The organism is Microbacterium halotolerans, assembly GCF_003569805.1.
GTDB classification, from domain to species: domain Bacteria; phylum Actinomycetota; class Actinomycetes; order Actinomycetales; family Microbacteriaceae; genus Microbacterium; species Microbacterium halotolerans.
This window is the reverse complement of record NZ_KZ984052.1, coordinates 489513-507347: the sequence shown is the minus strand read 5'-3', so window position 1 is coordinate 507347 and position 17835 is coordinate 489513. Positions and strand designations below refer to the sequence as shown.

At 67.2% G+C, this 17835-nt stretch carries 12 protein-coding genes and 1 tRNA gene; 12 read left to right on the top strand and 1 reads right to left on the bottom strand.

Translation table 11 applies throughout. The annotated features are described in order from the left end of the window. The 10 genes from DZG09_RS11670 (at position 1) to DZG09_RS11625 (ending at position 12880) form a co-directional block, all read left to right on the top strand. The gene (locus tag DZG09_RS11670) at positions 1–231 is read left to right on the top strand and encodes an HGxxPAAW family protein (RefSeq protein ID WP_119697878.1); all 231 of its coding nucleotides are present in this window, start codon (positions 1–3) and stop codon (positions 229–231) included. Then, on the top strand, positions 231–1013 hold the full coding sequence (trpC, locus tag DZG09_RS11665) for an indole-3-glycerol phosphate synthase TrpC (RefSeq protein WP_119697877.1): 783 nt from the start codon (positions 231–233) through the stop codon (positions 1011–1013). The genes DZG09_RS11670 and trpC overlap by 1 nt, the downstream gene beginning before the upstream one ends. 53 nt (positions 1014–1066) lie before the next feature. Then, positions 1067–2233 (top strand): tryptophan synthase subunit beta, encoded by a 1167-nt coding sequence (trpB, locus tag DZG09_RS11660; protein WP_205529165.1) that lies wholly within the window; start codon positions 1067–1069, stop codon positions 2231–2233. Further along, on the top strand, positions 2230–3012 hold the full coding sequence (gene trpA, locus DZG09_RS11655; protein WP_119697875.1) for a tryptophan synthase subunit alpha: 783 nt from the start codon (positions 2230–2232) through the stop codon (positions 3010–3012). The genes trpB and trpA overlap by 4 nt, the downstream gene beginning before the upstream one ends. Before the next feature lie 43 nt (positions 3013–3055). Further along, on the top strand, positions 3056–4072 hold the full coding sequence (gene lgt / locus DZG09_RS11650) for a prolipoprotein diacylglyceryl transferase (protein ID WP_119697874.1): 1017 nt from the start codon (positions 3056–3058) through the stop codon (positions 4070–4072). A 121-nt stretch (positions 4073–4193) separates the two neighbouring features. Beyond that, positions 4194–8768, top strand: coding sequence for a glutamate synthase large subunit (gene gltB / locus DZG09_RS11645; protein WP_119697873.1), 4575 nt, complete (start codon positions 4194–4196; stop codon positions 8766–8768). Further along, the gene (locus DZG09_RS11640; RefSeq protein ID WP_119697872.1) at positions 8761–10218 is read left to right on the top strand and encodes a glutamate synthase subunit beta; all 1458 of its coding nucleotides are present in this window, start codon (positions 8761–8763) and stop codon (positions 10216–10218) included. The genes gltB and DZG09_RS11640 overlap by 8 nt, the downstream gene beginning before the upstream one ends. Positions 10219–10328: 110 nt before the next feature. Further along, a complete protein-coding gene (gene pyk / locus DZG09_RS11635; protein ID WP_119697871.1) occupies positions 10329–11774 on the top strand; it encodes a pyruvate kinase in 1446 nt (481 codons plus the stop codon). 55 nt (positions 11775–11829) lie between these two features. Further along, positions 11830–11912 (top strand) — tRNA-Leu (locus DZG09_RS11630). A 347-nt stretch (positions 11913–12259) separates the two neighbouring features. Then, positions 12260–12880 (top strand): ANTAR domain-containing response regulator, encoded by a 621-nt coding sequence (locus tag DZG09_RS11625; RefSeq protein ID WP_087055433.1) that lies wholly within the window; start codon positions 12260–12262, stop codon positions 12878–12880. A gap of 167 nt (positions 12881–13047) precedes the next feature. Here DZG09_RS11625 and DZG09_RS11620 read toward each other — a convergent pair whose 3' ends face one another. After that, entirely contained in the window at positions 13048–13482 is a 435-nt protein-coding gene (locus tag DZG09_RS11620; protein ID WP_119697870.1) for a PaaI family thioesterase, read from the bottom strand. Between the two features lie 49 nt (positions 13483–13531). Between DZG09_RS11620 and polA the strand changes: the two genes are divergently transcribed. Together polA and DZG09_RS11610 are read left to right on the top strand one after the other, a co-directional pair. After that, entirely contained in the window at positions 13532–16162 is a 2631-nt protein-coding gene (gene polA, locus DZG09_RS11615) for a DNA polymerase I (protein ID WP_119697869.1), read from the top strand. Beyond that, entirely contained in the window at positions 16162–17811 is a 1650-nt protein-coding gene (locus DZG09_RS11610; protein WP_119697868.1) for a DUF885 domain-containing protein, read from the top strand. The genes polA and DZG09_RS11610 overlap by 1 nt, the downstream gene beginning before the upstream one ends. The last annotated feature ends 24 nt before the right edge of the window (positions 17812–17835 follow it).

Sequence of the window (17835 nt, the reverse complement as noted above, 5' to 3'; positions counted from 1 at the left end):
ATGAGCAACCCCCTCGCCGATCCAGGACACGGCCATTCACCGGCCGCATGGGCCAACGTCCTTCTGATGCTGATCGGCCTGTCGATCGCGACGGTGGCGCTGTTCTTCGAGGCGTGGGTCGTGCTCATCGTCGGCGTGATCGTGTTCATCGTCGGTCCGATCGTCGGCTTCATCATGAAGAAGGCCGGCTTCGGCGCGAACGGCGCGAAGCACCAGTCGAAGGCGCACTGATGTCACTCCTGGCCGATCTGACGGACGGGTCGGTGCAGGACGCGCAGGCCCGCCAGGAGGAGCGACCGCTCGCGGAGGTGGAGAAGGCCGCGCTGGCACTGGCGCCCGCACGCGACGCGGTCGCGGTGCTCGCACCGAGCGACCGGGTGAAGATCATCGCCGAGGTGAAGCGCGCGAGCCCCTCGCGCGGACAGCTCGCAGAGATCCCGGATCCCGCGGCGCAGGCGGCCGCCTATGAGCTCGGCGGGGCGAGCACCATCAGCGTCCTCACGGAGCAGCGCCGATTCCGCGGCTCGCTCGACGACCTCACAGTCGTGAAGCAGCACGTGACGCTGCCCGTGCTCCGCAAGGACTTCATCGCCACTCCGTACCAGGTGTTCGAAGCGCGGGCGGCGGGCGCCGACCTGGTGCTGCTCATCGTCGCAGCGCTCGACCAGCCGACGCTGCAGGAGCTGTACCGCCTGATCGTCGAACTGGGCATGACCCCGCTCGTCGAGGCGCACTCGGCCGACGAGGTCGCGCGCGCCGCGACGCTGGGCGCGCCGCTGATCGGCATCAACGCTCGCGATCTGACGACCTTCGAGCTCGACCAGAACCTGTTCGGGCGGCTCGCAGAGTCCATTCCGGATGACGCGATCAAGATCGCGGAATCCGCTGTCAAGACCCCAGCCGATGTCGCGCACTACCGTGCGGCCGGCGCCGACGTGGTGCTCATCGGGGAGGCGCTGGTCACCGGCGACCCCGTAGCGACCCTGACGAGTTTTCTGGAGGCGGGAGCGTGACGAATCTGCGTGATCAGCCCGGTCCGTTCTACGGCGAGTTCGGTGGACGGTTCATGCCGGAGTCGCTCATCGCCGCGATCGACGAGCTCGACGCGGCGCACCGCGACGCGATGGCCGACCCGACGTTCGCCGAGGAGCTGAAGGGCCTGCTGCGCGACTACGCCGGCCGGCCCTCGGCGCTGACCGAGGTGCCGCGCTTCGCCGAGCACGCAGGCGGCGCGCGCATCTTCCTGAAGCGCGAGGACCTCAACCACACCGGCAGCCACAAGATCAACAACGTTCTCGGTCAGGTGCTGCTCACGAGGCGCCTCGGCAAGACCCGTGTGATCGCCGAGACCGGCGCCGGCCAGCACGGTGTCGCGACGGCGACGGCCGCCGCCCTGTTCGGCATGGAGTGCCGGATCTACATGGGCGAGGTCGACACCGAGCGTCAGGCGCTCAATGTCGCCAGGATGCGGCTGCTCGGTGCCGAGGTGATCCCGGTGACGACCGGATCGCGAACGCTCAAGGATGCGATCAATGAGGCCTATCGCGACTGGGTCGCCAGCGTCGAGGACACCAACTACATCTTCGGCACGGCGGCCGGGCCTCACCCGTTCCCTGCCATGGTGCGCGACTTCCAGAAGGTCATCTCGGAGGAGGCCCGCGAGCAGCTGCACGAACGCGCAGGGCAGCTTCCGGACGCCGTGATCGCCTGTGTCGGAGGAGGTTCCAACGCGATCGGCATGTTCGACGCGTTCATCGACGACGAATCCGTCGCCCTCTACGGCGTCGAGGCAGCGGGTGAGGGCGTCGACACCGAGCGCCACGCCGCCTCGATCGAGCGGGGTCGCCCCGGCGTGCTGCACGGCGCCCGCACGTTCGTGCTGCAGGACGACGACGGCCAGACGACCGAGTCCCATTCCATCTCGGCGGGGCTCGACTATCCGGGCGTCGGTCCCGAGCACTCGTGGCTCGCCTCGATCGGGCGGGCCACCTACATCCCCGCAACGGACGACGACGCGATGCAGGCGCTGCGCCTGCTCAGCAGAACCGAGGGCATCATTCCGGCGATCGAATCGGCGCACGCACTGGCCGGGGCCATCCGGATCGGCCGCGAACTGGGCGAAGACGCGATCCTCGCCGTGTGCCTCTCCGGTCGCGGCGACAAGGACATGGACACCGCGGCGCAGTACTTCGATCTGTATGATGCGCCGACAGACGAGGGGGAGATCGCATGAGCCGGGTGGCGGCAGCGATCAGCGCGGCGCACGACGAGGGGCGCGGCGCGTTCATCGGCTACCTGCCCGTCGGCTTCCCCGACCTGGGCACGAGCATCGAGGCGGCCGTGGCGCTGGCGGACAACGGCGCTGACGTGATCGAGTTCGGTCCGCCCTACTCCGACCCGGTGATGGACGGCCCCGTGATCCAGGAGGCGACCAACGCCGCCTTGGAAGCGGGCTTCCGCACACGCGATCTGTTCACCGCGGTGAAGGAGGTCGCATCGCGCACCGATGTGCCGGTCGTCGTGATGACGTACTGGAACCTGGTCGTGCAGTACGGCCTCGATCGCTACGCCGACGATCTCCTCGCCGCGGGCGGAGCGGGCCTGATCACACCGGATGTGACGCCGGATGCCGCCCCCGAGTGGATCTCCACCAGCGAACGCACGGGGCTCGACAGGATCTTCCTGGCCGCCCCGACGTCTTCGGACGAACGCCTCGACATGGTGACTTCATCGAGCACCGGGTTCGTCTACACGGTGTCGACCATGGGCATCACCGGAGAACGCGAAGAGCTCGACCGTGCCGCGCGCGCCCTCGTCGGCCGCATCCGCGAGCACAGCGACATCCGCGCCTGCGTCGGCATCGGCATCTCGACCGCTCAGCAGGTGCACGACGTCGTCGAGTACGCCGACGGTGCCATCGTGGGCACGGCCCTCGTGCGCGCGCTGCGGGACGGCGGCGTCGACGCCGTGGCAGAACTGACCCGTGAACTCGTCGCAGGCACGCGCCGATAGTTCGCTGTAAACCCACCACATCTGGAGAAGTAGACTCGCGATCATGCTGTCTTCCGCACTGGCGAACGTCCTGTCGAGCATTCCCTCCCCACCGATCGATTCCTGGACGTGGAACTTCGGTCCGTGGAACATCGGTCCGTTCTCGTTCGGCCAGTTCACGATCCACATCTACGCGCTGTGCATCATCGCGGGCATCATCGCCGCGACGATCCTCACCAACCGTCGGCTGACCAAGCGCGGCGCCGAGCCGTGGATCGTCATCGACATCGCGCTGCTCGCTGTTCCCCTGGCGATCGTCTTCGCCCGCGCCTTCCACGTCGTCACCCACCCCGACTACTACTTCGGTGAGGGCTCCAATCCCTGGAACCTCTCGGAACCCGGCTCTGTGTGGGCCATCTGGGAGGGCGGCATCGCCATCTACGGTGCGCTGATCGGCGGTGCGATCGGCGCATGGCTCGGATGCCGCTGGACCGGCATCCGATTCTTCACCTTCGCCGACGCGCTCGCGCCTGGCCTCCTGCTCGCTCAGGCGATGGGCCGGTTCGGCAACTGGTTCAACCAGGAGCTGTTCGGCCTGCCGACCGATCTGCCGTGGGGGCTCGAGATCGACGACGACAACGCCGCGATCCCCGTGGGCCTCGAACCCGGCACGCTGTTCCACCCGACCTTCGCGTACGAGGTGATCTGGAACGTTCTCGGTGTGATCGTGCTGCTCTGGGCCGGCCGCAAGCTGGCGATGCAGTGGGGGCGCCTGTTCGCCGTGTATCTGATCTGGTACGGCGCGGGTCGTGCGGTCTGGGAGAGCATCCGGATCGACCCCAGCGAAGTGCTGTTCGGGCTGCGGACGAACGTGTGGGCGTCGATTGCCGCTATTGTTGTCGGCATCGTGATTCTCATCGTGCAGACACGGAGGCACACGGGCACCGAACCGTCGCCGTACCGCGCAGGGAAACATGATCGTAACCTTGACGACATACACTCGAATACAGATGACTTCGTCGACGTAAGCGACCCCGCTGAGTCGAAGGCCATCGCTGACGCGCCGCCACAAGCAACGTGACGATCTAGAAGCTCTGCTGTCCTTTCGGAAAGGACACGGGTACGATCGCGCGGATGGCGGCCCAGCGCGAGGCCGTCATCCGCTTTCGTTCTCTCAGCCCCGACGGAAAGACGGTAGATACATGCAGTTCCAGCCTCCGTACGGCGCCAGCGGCGCGTATCCTCCTCGCCAGGGAATGTACAACCCCCAGTTCGAGAAGGATGCGTGCGGCCTGGCCATGGTCGCGACCCTTCGCGGCGAGGCGGGGCACGACATCGTGTCGCTCGCGCTGGAGGCGCTGCGCAACCTCGAGCACCGCGGAGCGATCGGGTCCGACGCGGGAACGGGAGACGGTGCGGGAATCCTCGTGCAGATGCCCGACGCGTTCTTCCGCGACGAGCTCTCGTTCGACCTGCCGCCCGTCGGCGAGTACGCCGCAGGTGCGGCGTTCCTGCCCACCGATCGCCTCGAGCGGGAGAAGCAGAAGCGCCAGATCGAGCGCATCGCCGCAACGGAGAACCTGCACGTCCTCGGATGGCGCGAGGTGCCGGTCGAATCGGGCAACCTCGGGCGTCTCGCGCGAGACGCTCAGCCGGCGATCGAGCAGGTGTTCGTGGCCAGCGCTCAGGCGGGCCACGTCAGCCCGCTGCGCGGCATCGAGCTGGACCGCCGCGCCTACCGGCTCCGCAAGCGCGCCCAGCACGAGGCAGGCGCCTACTTCGTGACGCTCTCCGCCCGCACGATCGGGTACAAGGGCATGGTCACGACACTGCAGCTGGAGCCGTTCTACCTCGACCTGCAGGACGAGCGGTTCGCCAGCGAGCTCGCCATAGTGCACTCACGGTACTCGACGAACACCTTCCCGTCATGGCCGCTTGCGCAGCCGCTGCGCATGATGGCACACAACGGCGAGATCAACACCGTCAGCGGCAACCGCAACTGGATGCGCGCGCGCCAGTCGCAGCTCGCCAGTGAGCTGCTCGGCGACATCGAGCCGATCCTGCCCATCTGCTCCGACGACGAGAGCGACTCCGCTTCGTTCGACGAGGTGCTCGAGATGCTCGAGCTCACCGGGCGCAGCCTGCCGCACGTGATGATGATGATGGTGCCGGAGGCCTACGAGCGCAAGCCTGACATGGACACGGACGTACGCGCGTTCTACGACTACCACGCGGGGCTCATGGAGCCTTGGGACGGCCCTGCCGCGCTGCTGGCCACGGACGGCACGCAGGTCGTGGCGACCCTCGACCGCAACGGCCTCCGCCCCGGGCGGTGGACGGTCACGACCGACGGCCTCGTGGTCATCGGCAGCGAGACCGGCGTGCTCGAGTTCGAGCCGGAGCGCATCGCCCGTCGCGGACGCCTGCAGCCGGGCACGATGTTCGTCGTCGACACGGCGGAGGGCAGGATCCGCTCCGACGCCGAGGTGAAGAAGGAGATCGCCACGGTCGCGCCATGGGGCGAGTGGCTCGAGAAGGGCACCGTCCGACTGGCCGACCTGCCGGAGCGCGAACACCTCGTCCACCCCGCCACCTCCATCCGGCGCCGCCAGCGCACCTTCGGCTACACCGAGGAAGAGCTGAAGATTCTGATCGGCCCGATGGGGGCCAAGGGAGCGGAGCCCATCGGCGCGATGGGCTCCGACACGCCCATCGCCGTGCTCAGCAAGCGGCCACGGCTGCTGTTCGACTACTTCGCGCAGCAGTTCGCACAGGTGACCAACCCACCGCTCGACTCCATCCGCGAGGAGGTCGTCACCAGTCTGCGCACGAAGCTCGGCAGCGAGGGCAACCTGTGCACGTGGGGTCCGGAGCACGCGTGGGCGATCAGTCTCGACTTTCCGGTGATCGACAACGACGAGCTCGCCAAGATCCAGCACATCTCGTCCTCGATGCCGGGACGCGAGGCCGTCACGATCTCTGCGCTGTACCGCGTCACGGCCGGCGCGAAGGGCATGCAGAAGCGGCTCGACCAGATGTGCCGCGAGGCGGACCGCGCGATCGCGAACGGTGCGCAGTTCATCGTCATCACCGACCGTGACAGCGATGCGGAATTCGCTCCGATCCCGTCGCTTCTGGCAGTCTCCGCCGTACACCACCACCTCATCCGGAACGAGACCCGGATGGCGGTCGGCCTCGTCGCTGAGGCAGGCGACGTCCGCGAGGTGCATCACGTGGCGACGCTGCTGGGCTTCGGCGCGAGTGCCGTGAACCCCTACCTGGCGATGGAATCGGCCGAGGAGCTGGTCCGCAGCGGCGTCGTCACCGACGTCACGGCGGAGCAGGCCGTGAAGAACCTGATCTACGCACTGGGCAAGGGCGTGCTGAAGATCATGTCGAAGATCGGCATCTCCGCCGTCTCTTCGTACACGGGCGCGCAGGTGTTCGAGGCGGTCGGCCTGTCGCACGAGCTCGTCGACAAGTACTTCGCCGGAACGGAGACGAAGATCTCCGGCATGGGCCTGACGGAGATCGCCGCAGAGACTGCGGCCAGGCACGCGTTCGCCTACCCGACGGACCGCGCGCCCCGAACACATGAGCGGCTGTGGACCGGCGGCGAGTACCAGTGGCGCCGTGACGGTGCAGCTCACCTGTTCAATCCCGACACGGTGTTCCGGCTGCAGCATTCCACGCGCACCGGGCGATACGACATCTTCCGCGAGTACACCAAGCTCGTCGACGACCAGGCGGCGGAGCTGAAGACCCTGCGCGGCCTGTTCCAGTTCAAGCAGAAGGGGCGCACGCCGATTCCGATCGAGGAGGTCGAGCCCGTCTCGGAGATCGTGAAGCGATTCTCCACTGGCGCGATGAGCTATGGCTCCATCTCGCGCGAAGCGCACGAGACGCTCGCGATCGCGATGAACCGCCTCGGCGGGAAGTCGAACACGGGCGAGGGCGGGGAAGACCTGGACCGTCTGCGCGATCCTGAACGGCGCAGTTCGATCAAGCAGGTCGCGTCGGGGCGCTTCGGCGTCACGAGCATGTATCTCACCGAAGCCGACGACATCCAGATCAAGCTCGCGCAGGGCGCGAAGCCGGGGGAGGGCGGCCAGCTGCCGCCTGGCAAGGTGTACCCGTGGGTGGCTCGCACCCGCCACGCCACCGCCGGTGTCGGGCTGATCTCTCCGCCTCCGCACCACGACATCTACTCCATCGAGGACCTCAAGCAGCTCATCCACGACCTGAAGCGGGCAAACCCTGACGCGCGGGTGCACACCAAGCTGGTGAGCCAGTCGGGCATCGGCGCGGTCGCCGCGGGCGTCGCGAAGGCGCTCAGCGACGTCATCCTGGTGTCGGGCCATGACGGCGGCACCGGCGCCAGCCCGCTGAACTCGCTCAAGCACGCAGGAACGCCGTGGGAGCTGGGGCTCGCCGAGACCCAGCAGACACTCATGCTCAACGGCATGCGCGACCGTGTCTCCGTGCAGGTCGACGGGCAGCTGAAGACGGGTCGTGACGTGGTCATCGGCGCGCTGCTCGGCGCTGAGGAGTTCGGCTTCGCCACCGCACCCCTCGTGGTCAGCGGCTGCATCATGATGCGCGTGTGCCATCTCGACACCTGCCCGGTCGGCGTGGCGACGCAGAACCCGACGCTTCGTTCGCGCTTCACCGGCAAGGCGGAGCACGTGGTCAACTTCATGGAGTTCATCGCTCAGGAGGTCCGCGAATATCTGGCAGAGCTGGGGCTGCGTTCGATCGACGAGGCCGTCGGGCGCAGCGACCTGCTCGACATCGACGGTGCGATCTCGCACTGGAAGGCTGACGGTCTCGACCTGTCGCCGATCCTCTACGGACCGGAGTTCGGCGATGGTGAATCGCGTCGTCGAGTGCGGAAGCAGGACCACGAGCTCGACTCCCACTTCGACGTGCAGCTGATCGACGCCGCGCGCGAGGTCATCGACGGCACAGGCAGCATCACGATCGATCTGCCGGTGCGCAACACCGCCCGCTCCGTCGGCACGCTGCTCGGCCACCACGTCACGAAGGCGCGCGGCGAGAACGGGCTGCCCCCTGAGTCGATCACCGTGAATCTGACGGGATCGGCCGGACAGTCGTTCGGAGCGTTCCTGCCCGGCGGCATCACGCTGAATCTCGAAGGGGACTCCAACGACTACGTCGGCAAGGGATTGTCGGGGGGACGCGTCATCGTGCGACCGCCACGACAGGCGACCTTCGATGCATCGCAGAATGTGATCGCCGGAAACGTGATCGGATACGGCGCGACGAGCGGCTCGATGTTCCTGCGCGGCGTCGTGGGGGAGCGGTTCTTCGTGCGCAACTCCGGTGCGACCGCCGTCGTCGAGGGCGTGGGCGACCACGCACTCGAATACATGACGGGCGGCCTCGCCGTGATCCTCGGCGGCACGGGACGCAACCTGGGTGCGGGCATGTCCGGCGGGACGGCCTACGTGCACCGCCTGGAACCCTCGCTCGTCAACAGCGATTCGCTCGCGTCCGGCGAGCTCACCCTCGGCGAACTCGGCTCCGGTGACGTCGAGATTCTGCGCGACCTGCTCGCCGAGCACATCGAACACACCGAATCCGAGGCGGCTGCGCGCCTGCTCGCCAACCTTGAGACTGTCGTGGCCGAGTTCACGAAGATCGTGCCGCGCGACTACGCCGCCGTACTGCAGACGCGTCAGGATGCTCTCGACGAGGGCCTCGATCCCGATGGCGACGTCGTCTGGAACCGAATCCTGGAGGTGACCCGTGGCTGACCCCAAGGGCTTTCTCAAGACCACGGAGCGCGAGCTCCCCGCACGCCGTCCCGTTCCCGTTCGGATCATGGACTGGAAAGAGGTCTACGAGCCGGGAGACAAAGCGGTGCTCCGCCGCCAGGCCGGGCGCTGCATGGACTGCGGCGTGCCCTTCTGCCATCAGGGCTGCCCGCTGGGCAACCTGATCCCGGAGTGGAATGATCAGACCTGGCGCGGCGACGCGCGCGGCGCCATCGAGCGTCTGCACGCGACGAACAACTTCCCTGAGTTCACCGGTCGGCTGTGCCCTGCACCTTGCGAGAGCGCCTGCGTGCTCGGCATCAACCAGCCGGCCGTCACGATCAAGCAGGTCGAGGTGTCGATCATCGACGAGGCCGTGTCGAACGGCTGGGTCGAGCCGAAGCCGCCGGCGCGGCTGACGGGCAAGACCGTCGCGGTCGTCGGTTCGGGACCAGCGGGTCTCGCCGCCGCGCAGCAGCTCACTCGCGCAGGCCACACGGTGGCCGTGTACGAGCGCGACGACCGCATCGGCGGTCTGCTGCGCTACGGCATCCCCGACTTCAAGATGGAGAAGCACCACATCGAGACGCGTCTGCGTCAGATGCGGGACGAGGGCACTCGTTTCCGTGCGGGAGTGACGATCGGCGAGGACATCACGTGGGAGGAGCTGCGCGGGCGCTACGACGCCGTCGTGGTCGCCACGGGTGCGACGGTGCCGCGCGATCTGCCGCTGCCCGGTCGTGAGCTCGAGGGCGTGCACTTCGCGATGGAATACCTCACGGAATCGAACCGCGCGACCGCCGGTGACCAGGTTCCTGGTCAGATCAGCGCGCACGGCAAGCACGTCGTCGTGATCGGCGGCGGTGACACCGGAGCGGACTGCATCGGAAGCGCGCACCGCCAGGGTGCGCTGAGCGTCACGAATCTCGCGATCGGAAAGCGTCCGGCGGACACACGCCCCGAGCACCAGCCATGGCCCATGGCGCCGACCGTATTCGAGGTCTCCTCGGCGCACGAAGAGGGCGGCGAGCGGGCCTACCTCGCATCGACCGTCGAGTTCATCTCCAACGACGCGGGCGAGGTTCGCGCACTGCGTGTGGCCGAGACCGAGTTCGTGGATGGGGCGCGCGTGCCCAAGGCCGGCACAGAGCGCGACATCCCTGCTGATCTTGTGCTGATCGCGATGGGCTTCACCGGCCCGGAGCGTGAGTCGCTCGAGGGGCAGCTCGGCGCGCAGTTCACCGAGCGCGGCAACACCTGGCGCGACGAGCACTACCAGACCAACGCCGCCGGGGTGTTCGTCGCTGGCGACGCCGGCCGTGGTCAGTCACTGATCGTCTGGGCGATCGCCGAGGGCCGTGCGGCCGCGGCGAAGGTCGACGAGTTCCTGATGGGCGAGACGGCGCTGCCCGTTCCCGTGCAGCCCACGGACGCGCCGATCGGCCTGTAGCATTGCGAAGGCGGCTCGCTGTTTCGGCGGGCCGTAAAACGGCCTGCGGCCCCATCGTGCGGATCGGGCGCTGCGGAGCCATGGCAACACACGTGCGGAAGGTGTGAAATTTGAGACGTGCCAAGATCGTCGCGACCCTCGGTCCGGCGACTTCCACCAAAGACAAGGTTCGGGAACTCATCGAGGCGGGCGTGGACGTCGCCCGACTGAACCTGAGCCACGGAGACCACTCGGTCCACGACGCGAACTACGACAACGTTCGCGGCGCTGCCGCTGAGTTCAGCAAGCCCGTTGCAGTCCTCGCCGACCTGCAGGGGCCGAAGATCCGGCTCGGCAAGTTCGAGAACGGCCCGCACGAGCTGGCCGAGGGCGACATCTTCAAGATCACCATCGACGACGTCGCCGGCACCAAGGAGATCGTCTCGACGACCTTCAAGGGACTCCCTGCCGACGTGAAGCCGGGCGACTTCCTGCTGATCGATGACGGCAAGGTGCGCGTCGAGGTCGTCGACACCGACGGCACCGTAGTGACCACGAAGGTGATCGTCGGCGGCCCCGTGTCGAACAACAAGGGCATCAACCTGCCAGGCGTCGCCGTCAACGTGCCGGCTCTGAGCGCGAAGGACGAAGAGGACCTGCGCTGGGCCCTCCGCAAGGGATGCGACATCATCGCCCTCTCGTTCGTGCGCAACGCAACCGACGTCGTGCGCGCCCACGAGATCATGGACGAGGAGGGTGTGCGCCGCCCGATCATCGCCAAGATCGAGAAGCCGCAGGCGGTCGACGCACTCGAGGGCATCGTCGAAGCGTTCGACGGCATCATGGTCGCCCGCGGTGATCTGGGCGTCGAGCTTCCGCTCGAGGCGGTTCCGCTTGTGCAGAAGCGCGCCGTGTCGCTTGCGCGTCGCCTGGCGAAACCGGTCATCGTGGCCACGCAGATGCTCGAGTCGATGATCCAGAACCCGGTTCCGACCCGTGCGGAGACGAGCGACGTGGCCAACGCCATCCTCGACGGCGCTGACGCGGTCATGCTCTCGGGCGAGACGAGCGTCGGCGAGCACGCCGTCACCACTGTGGCCACCATGGCGCGCATCGTCGCGTCGACGGAGGAGCACGGTCTCGACCGCATCGAGTCGCTCACGAATCGTCCGCGCACACAGGGCGGCGTGATCACGAAGGCCGCGATCGAGGTCGCGGAGTTCGTCGAGGCGAAGTTCCTGTGCGTCTTCACCCAGTCGGGCGACTCGGCTCGCCGCATGTCGCGACTGCGTTCACGCATTCCGATGGTCGCCTTCACGCCGGTGGAGCAGACCCGCCGCCGGATGGCGATGACATGGGGAATCACCTCGACGCTGGTCGAGATGGTCGATCACACCGACTTGATGTTCCACCAGGTCGACGACTACCTCCTCGAGCAGGGGCTCGCTTCCGAGGGCGACCGCGTGGTCGTGATCTCCGGTTCGCCTCCAGGGATCGCAGGCTCGACCAACGATCTGCGCGTGCACAGGGTGGGCGACGCCGTCGGCGGCGCAGCACCGGTGTACCAGCAGGGCTGACCCTTCACGGGTTTCACACGGGAACGAGCCTGCCCACAGGTAGGCTCGTTCCCAAGCCGGCGTGGCGGAACGGTAGACGCGACGCACTCAAAATGCGTTGTCCGCAAGGGCGTGTGGGTTCGAATCCCACCGCCGGCACGAGATTCTTCGGCCTGAAGGGCCGAAGAATCTCGTTGCGTTCTCTGGAGTCCTCGGGTTCGGCAGGCGATCGGGCGCACTTCGTGCACCAGATCGTGCCGAACCCTGCGGGGCGGGGGAGCGTTGGTCACATAGGGAACTGTTCGGCCGCTATGAGAACGCTGGTCGTGTCGAGAACGTTGCCCCCATGGTGTGTTGGTCGCATCGGGCCGCGGGGGTAGTTGGGACGCACGTCACAGGGGCGACGCGCCCGGGCGGGGCAGGCGATCCGGAATCTTATTGCCACGGGTGCTCCGGACCGGCGACGCCTACAGACGGTACGGAACTACAGGCTTTAGGATGAGACAGTGAGTGAAGAGCAGAACGACGAGCAGACGACGGCCGGCGCATCACGACGCGTTGTTGTGGCGGAGGACGAGTCTCTGATTCGTCTCGATATCGTGGAGATCCTCCGCGACAACGGGTTCGACGTGGTCGGGGAGGCCGGCGACGGCGAGACGGCGGTTCAGCTCGCGACCGAGCTGCGTCCTGACCTCGTCGTCATGGACGTGAAGATGCCTCAGCTCGACGGCATCTCCGCTGCCGAGAAGCTGAGCAAGAACAATATCGCCCCTGTGGTCCTGCTGACGGCCTTCAGTCAGAAGGAGCTCGTCGAGCGCGCGAGCGAGGCGGGCGCGCTCGCGTACGTCGTGAAGCCGTTCACTCCGAATGACCTGCTGCCGGCGATCGAGATCGCGCTGGCGCGGCATGAGCAGCTCATCACGCTCGAAGCCGAGGTCGCCGACATGGTGGAGCGCTTCGAGACGCGCAAGCTCGTCGACCGCGCGAAGGGCCTGCTGAACGAGAAGATGGGCCTGGCCGAGCCCGACGCCTTCCGCTGGATCCAGAAGGCTTCGATGGACCGCCGCCTCACCATGCAGGACGTTGCGAAGGCCATCATCGAGCAGCTCTCCCCGAAAAAGGGCTGATCGGTCCGCAGGCACGCCGCTCGCTGCGTTGTCGTCGGTCAGCGGGCTCTCGGCCCGCTTCCCTCCTCCGCCTTGCGATCGACGCTCCTGCGAACCGATCCTCCGCGCGCAGCGCGTGGACATGAGAAGAGCCTCGCTTTGGCGGGGCTCTTCTGCGTCCGGATGCCCTATGCGGTGCCGTAGAAGGAGAAGCCGGGGCGGTTGCGGATGGCGTTCGTGATGCGCACCGTGGAGCAGCGCTTGCCCTGCTCGTTCGTGATGACGATCTCGTGCACCGTCATGGAACCGCCGAGGTGGATCGGTGTGCACACGCCGGTGACGATGCCGTCTGTCGCCGATGAGGTGTGCGTGGCGTTGATGTCGACGCCGACGGCCAGGCGATCGGGGCCGCAGTGGAGGTTGGCGGCCATGGAGCCGAGCGACTCTCCCAGCACGACGTACGCGCCGCCGTGCAGGAGCCCGACGCCCTGCTGATTGCCCTCGACGGGCATGGTCGCGACCGCGCGGTCGACACCGAATTCGACGAGCTCGATTCCCATCTTGTCGCCGAGGGGGCCGAGCCCGCGTCCTCTGGCCCAGGTCAGGCCGTCAACTTCGCTCATGGTGCTCCTCGCCTTAAGAAAAGTCCGTCCCCCTCGTTAGGCTGGCAGGGTGACAGACATCGAAAAGCCTACCCTTCTGCTGGTCGACGGCCATTCACTGGCCTACCGGGCGTTCTACGCGCTCCCGGTCGAGAACTTCGCCACGAAGGACGGCCAGCACACGAACGGCATCTACGGCTTTCTGTCGATGTTCGTCAACCTGCTCAAAGCCGAGGCCCCGACGCATGTGGCGGTGGCCTTCGACACGGCCCGCGAGTCCTTCCGCACGAAGGAGTACCCGGAGTACAAGGCGAATCGAGCCGAGTCCCCCGCCGAGTTCAAGGGCCAGATCCCGCTGCTGCAGGAGGCGCTCGAAGCGATGGGCGTCACCGTCATCGCCAAGCCCGACTTCGAGGCGGACGACATCATGGCCACACTGTCGGCGCAGGGCGCCGAGGCGGGTTGGAGCGTGCTGGTGTGCTCGGGCGACCGCGACACGATCCAGCTCGTCACCGACGACGTGACCTTGCTGTATCCCTCCGTGCAGGGCGTGTCGAAGCTGAAGCGCTACGACCCAGCTGCGGTGTTCGAGAAGTACGGCGTCGAGCCGGCGATGTACCCGGACATCGCCGCTCTGGTCGGCGAGACGAGCGACAACCTCCCCGGCGTGCCGAAGGTCGGCGAGAAGACCGCAGTGAAGTGGCTGAATCAGTTCGGCTCGCTGGATGCGGTGCTCGAGGGCGCGGAGGCGATCAAAGGGGTCGTGGGCGGCAACCTTCGCGATCACATCGAGGACGTGCGTCGAAACCGCAGGCTCAATCGCCTGCTGCGCGACGTCGAACTGCCCGTGGCGGTGGCCGAGCTGGAGAGGAAGCCCCTCGATTCGCAGGCGGTGCGCGACATCTTCGCCAAGCTCGAGTTCCGGGCGCTGCTGCCGCGTGTATTCGAAGCGGCGGGCGGTGCCGAGGGCGACGATGGCGGAGCGTCCCCAGTGGCAGAGGCGCCCCGACCGAAGCAGCTCGAGGCGGCAGACATCGCGGCGTGGGCGGGTGCTGCCACCGGGGAGGTCGGACTCGCACTGACCCTTGCGGACGGGCTCCCGGATCGGATCGGGCTCGCCGCGGCCGACGAGATCGTCGAGGCATCGTGGTCTGCCGAAGTGGCCGAATCTCTGGGGGAGTGGCTCTCTTCCGACGCTCCGAAGGTCATCGCCGACGCCAAGCCTCAGGTGAAGGCTCTCACGCGTGCGGGCGCGCCGCTGCGAGGGCTGGCCTACGATCCGATCCTCGCTGGATGGCTCGTGAGACCGAGCTTTCCCGACAAGACCCTCGCGCATCTCGTGGAACGGCTGCTCGGTGAGACGCTGCCGGAGGCCGACCCGTCTCAGCTCGTGCCGGAGCACGACGGTGCGACGCCCGGCCAACTCGCCTGGTACACCGTGCGGGTCGCGGATCCGCTGCGCGACGAGATGCCGGATTCCGTGAAGCCTGTGTTCACCGACATCGAGATGCCGACGATCCTGGCACTGGCCGACGTGGAGCTGGCAGGTGTCGCCGTTTCGCACGAGAAGCTCTCGGCGTTCGCCGGTGAGCTCGGCGGGCGTGCGGAAGCGCTCGCACAGGAGGCCTACGCCACCATCGGGCACGAGGTGAACCTCGGCTCGCCGAAGCAGCTGCAGGAGGTGCTGTTCACCGAACTCGAGCTGCCGAAGACGCGCAAGACGAAGACGGGATACACCACTGACGCGGCGGCGCTGGCCGATCTGCAGGAGAAGGCCGACCACCCGTTCCTCGGCCTGCTGCTGCAGCACCGCGAGGCGACCAAGCTGAAGCAGATCATCGACGGGCTCGACGGAGCCATAGATGAGACGGGGCGGATCCACACGACGTACGTGCAGACGGGAAGCCAGACGGGGCGGCTGTCCAGCACGGATCCGAACCTGCAGAACATTCCGGTGCGGACGGAGGAATCCGCGCGCATCAGAGCGGCCTTCGAAGTCGGTTCCGGTTATGAGACGCTGCTCACCGCCGACTACTCGCAGATCGAGATGCGCATCATGGCGCACTTGTCGGGCGACCCAGGTCTGATCGACGCGTTCAGATCAGGCGAGGACCTGCACCGGTACGTCGGCTCGCACGTCTTCGGTGTCGAGCCCGGAGACGTCACACCGCAGATGCGGTCGAAGGTGAAGGCGATGTCGTACGGCCTCGTCTACGGACTGTCGGCGTTCGGCCTGGCCAAGCAGCTGCGCATCGAGCAGCGCGAGGCGAAGCAGCTCATGATCGACTACTTCGCACGCTTCGGCTCCGTGCGCGACTACCTGCGGGCATCGGTCGAGCAGGCGCGCGAGACGGGTTACACCGAGACGATCTTCGGCCGCCGCCGACCGTTCCCCGATCTGAAGAGCCCGAACCGGGTGCTCAGGGAGAACGCGGAACGTGCTGCACTGAACGCACCGATCCAGGGCAGCGCGGCCGACATCATGAAGATCGCACTGCTGCGCATCAACGACGATCTGCGGGTGCTCGATTCTCGCGTGCTGCTGCAGATCCACGACGAACTGGTGATCGAGATCGCCCCGGGTGAATGGGAGCGAGTCGAGCAGGTCGTGCGCCACCGGATGGAGACAGCAGCAGAGCTCTCCGTGCCGCTCGACGTGCAGGTGGGCCATGGCAGCAACTGGGACGAAGCGGCGCACTGATGGTCGCGCGCGTGCAGACCGAAGTGGATCGCGTCGCCGACGACTGGGTCGATGCGATCGCCCGGCTGCTGCCGACGGTCGCCACGGCAATCGGCCGAAACGAAGGGCAGGACCGCTTCGAGGACTTCTCGCCGGAAGGCGAGGCCGCGCTTGACGACGCCGCGCGGGTCGCGGGCCGCGCCCTCGATGAGGCACGGCTCGCCGACGACGTCGATGAGATCACCCGGATGGATCTCGCGGCTGGACTGGACCATCTTCGTGAGGTGCACCGGTCGGGCTGGTATCGGCGCGATCTGAACGGGATCGAGAGCCCACCGCAGCGCATCAGGGACGCCTTCGACCAGATGCCGACCGAGACGGAAGCCGACTGGGCGACCATCGCCGCACGCCTGGCGTCGATCCCACGCGCCCTGCAGGGGTATGCGACCGCCCTGCGGGAAGGCATTTCGGCGGGACAGACGCCGGCGCTGCGTCAGGTTCGGCAGGTCATCTCGCAGAACGAGCGCTACGTCTCCGATGACGGATTCTTCGCTTCTCTCGGTGCCGACCGTGAGCTGTCGGGCGCTGTGACGGCGGACCTCACCCGCGGGCGTCAGGCGGCACGAACGGCGTACGCGGAGCTGGGAGCGTTCCTCTGCGACGAGCTGGCACCGGCCGCGACCGGACGAGACGGAGTCGGCCGTGAGCTGTACGCGATGCACTCGCACGGGTTCCTCGGCAGCCGCATCGACCTCGACGAGACGTACGAGTGGGGCATCGAAGAACTGGCGCGAATGGTCGCCGAGCAGGAGAGTGCGGCCGACAGCGTGCTCCCCGGCGCATCTGTCGCCGAAGCCATTGCACACCTCGAGCGCGACCCATCGCGCAAACTGAACGGGCCGGAGGAGCTGCGGCGCTGGATGCAGACGACGAGCGACCGTGCCGTCGCCGAACTGGGGCGCACTCACTTCGACATCCCGGAGCCGATGCGTCGCCTGGAGTGCATGATCGCTCCGACGCATGAAGGCGGCATCTACTACTCCGGCCCCACGGACGACTTCTCTCGCCCCGGCCGGATGTGGTGGTCCATTCCCGAGGGCGTAAAGGAATTCGACACGTGGCGCGAACTGACGACGGTGTACCACGAGGGCGTTCCCGGACATCACCTCCAGATCGGTCAGGCCGTGCACAACCGCGAGCGGCTGAACTCGTGGCGACGACTGCTGGCCGGAACATCCGGCCACGCGGAAGGATGGGCCCTGTACGCCGAACGACTCATGGATGAGCTCGGCTACCTCGATGACCCGGCTGACCGTCTCGGCATGCTCGACGGTCAGCGCTTCCGCGCAGCGCGCGTAGTTCTCGACATCGGTGTGCACCTCGGCAAGCAGCGTCCGGACGGTCGCGGAAAGTGGGATGCGGATTACGCCCTCGAGTTCATGCGCGAGCACGTGAACATGTCGGATGCCTTCGTCCGCTTCGAGGTGAACCGATACCTCGGCTGGCCGGGGCAGGCCCCTGCGTACAAAGTGGGCCAGCGCATCTGGGAGCAGATCCGTGACGAAACGCGCGCCGCGGAAGGTGAGAGGTTCTCGCTGCGCGACTTCCACCGGCGAGCACTCGATCTCGGCGGCGTGGGGCTCGACACGCTGCGGGCTGCGCTCGTGTGAATCCGGCGGATCATCCGGACGCGC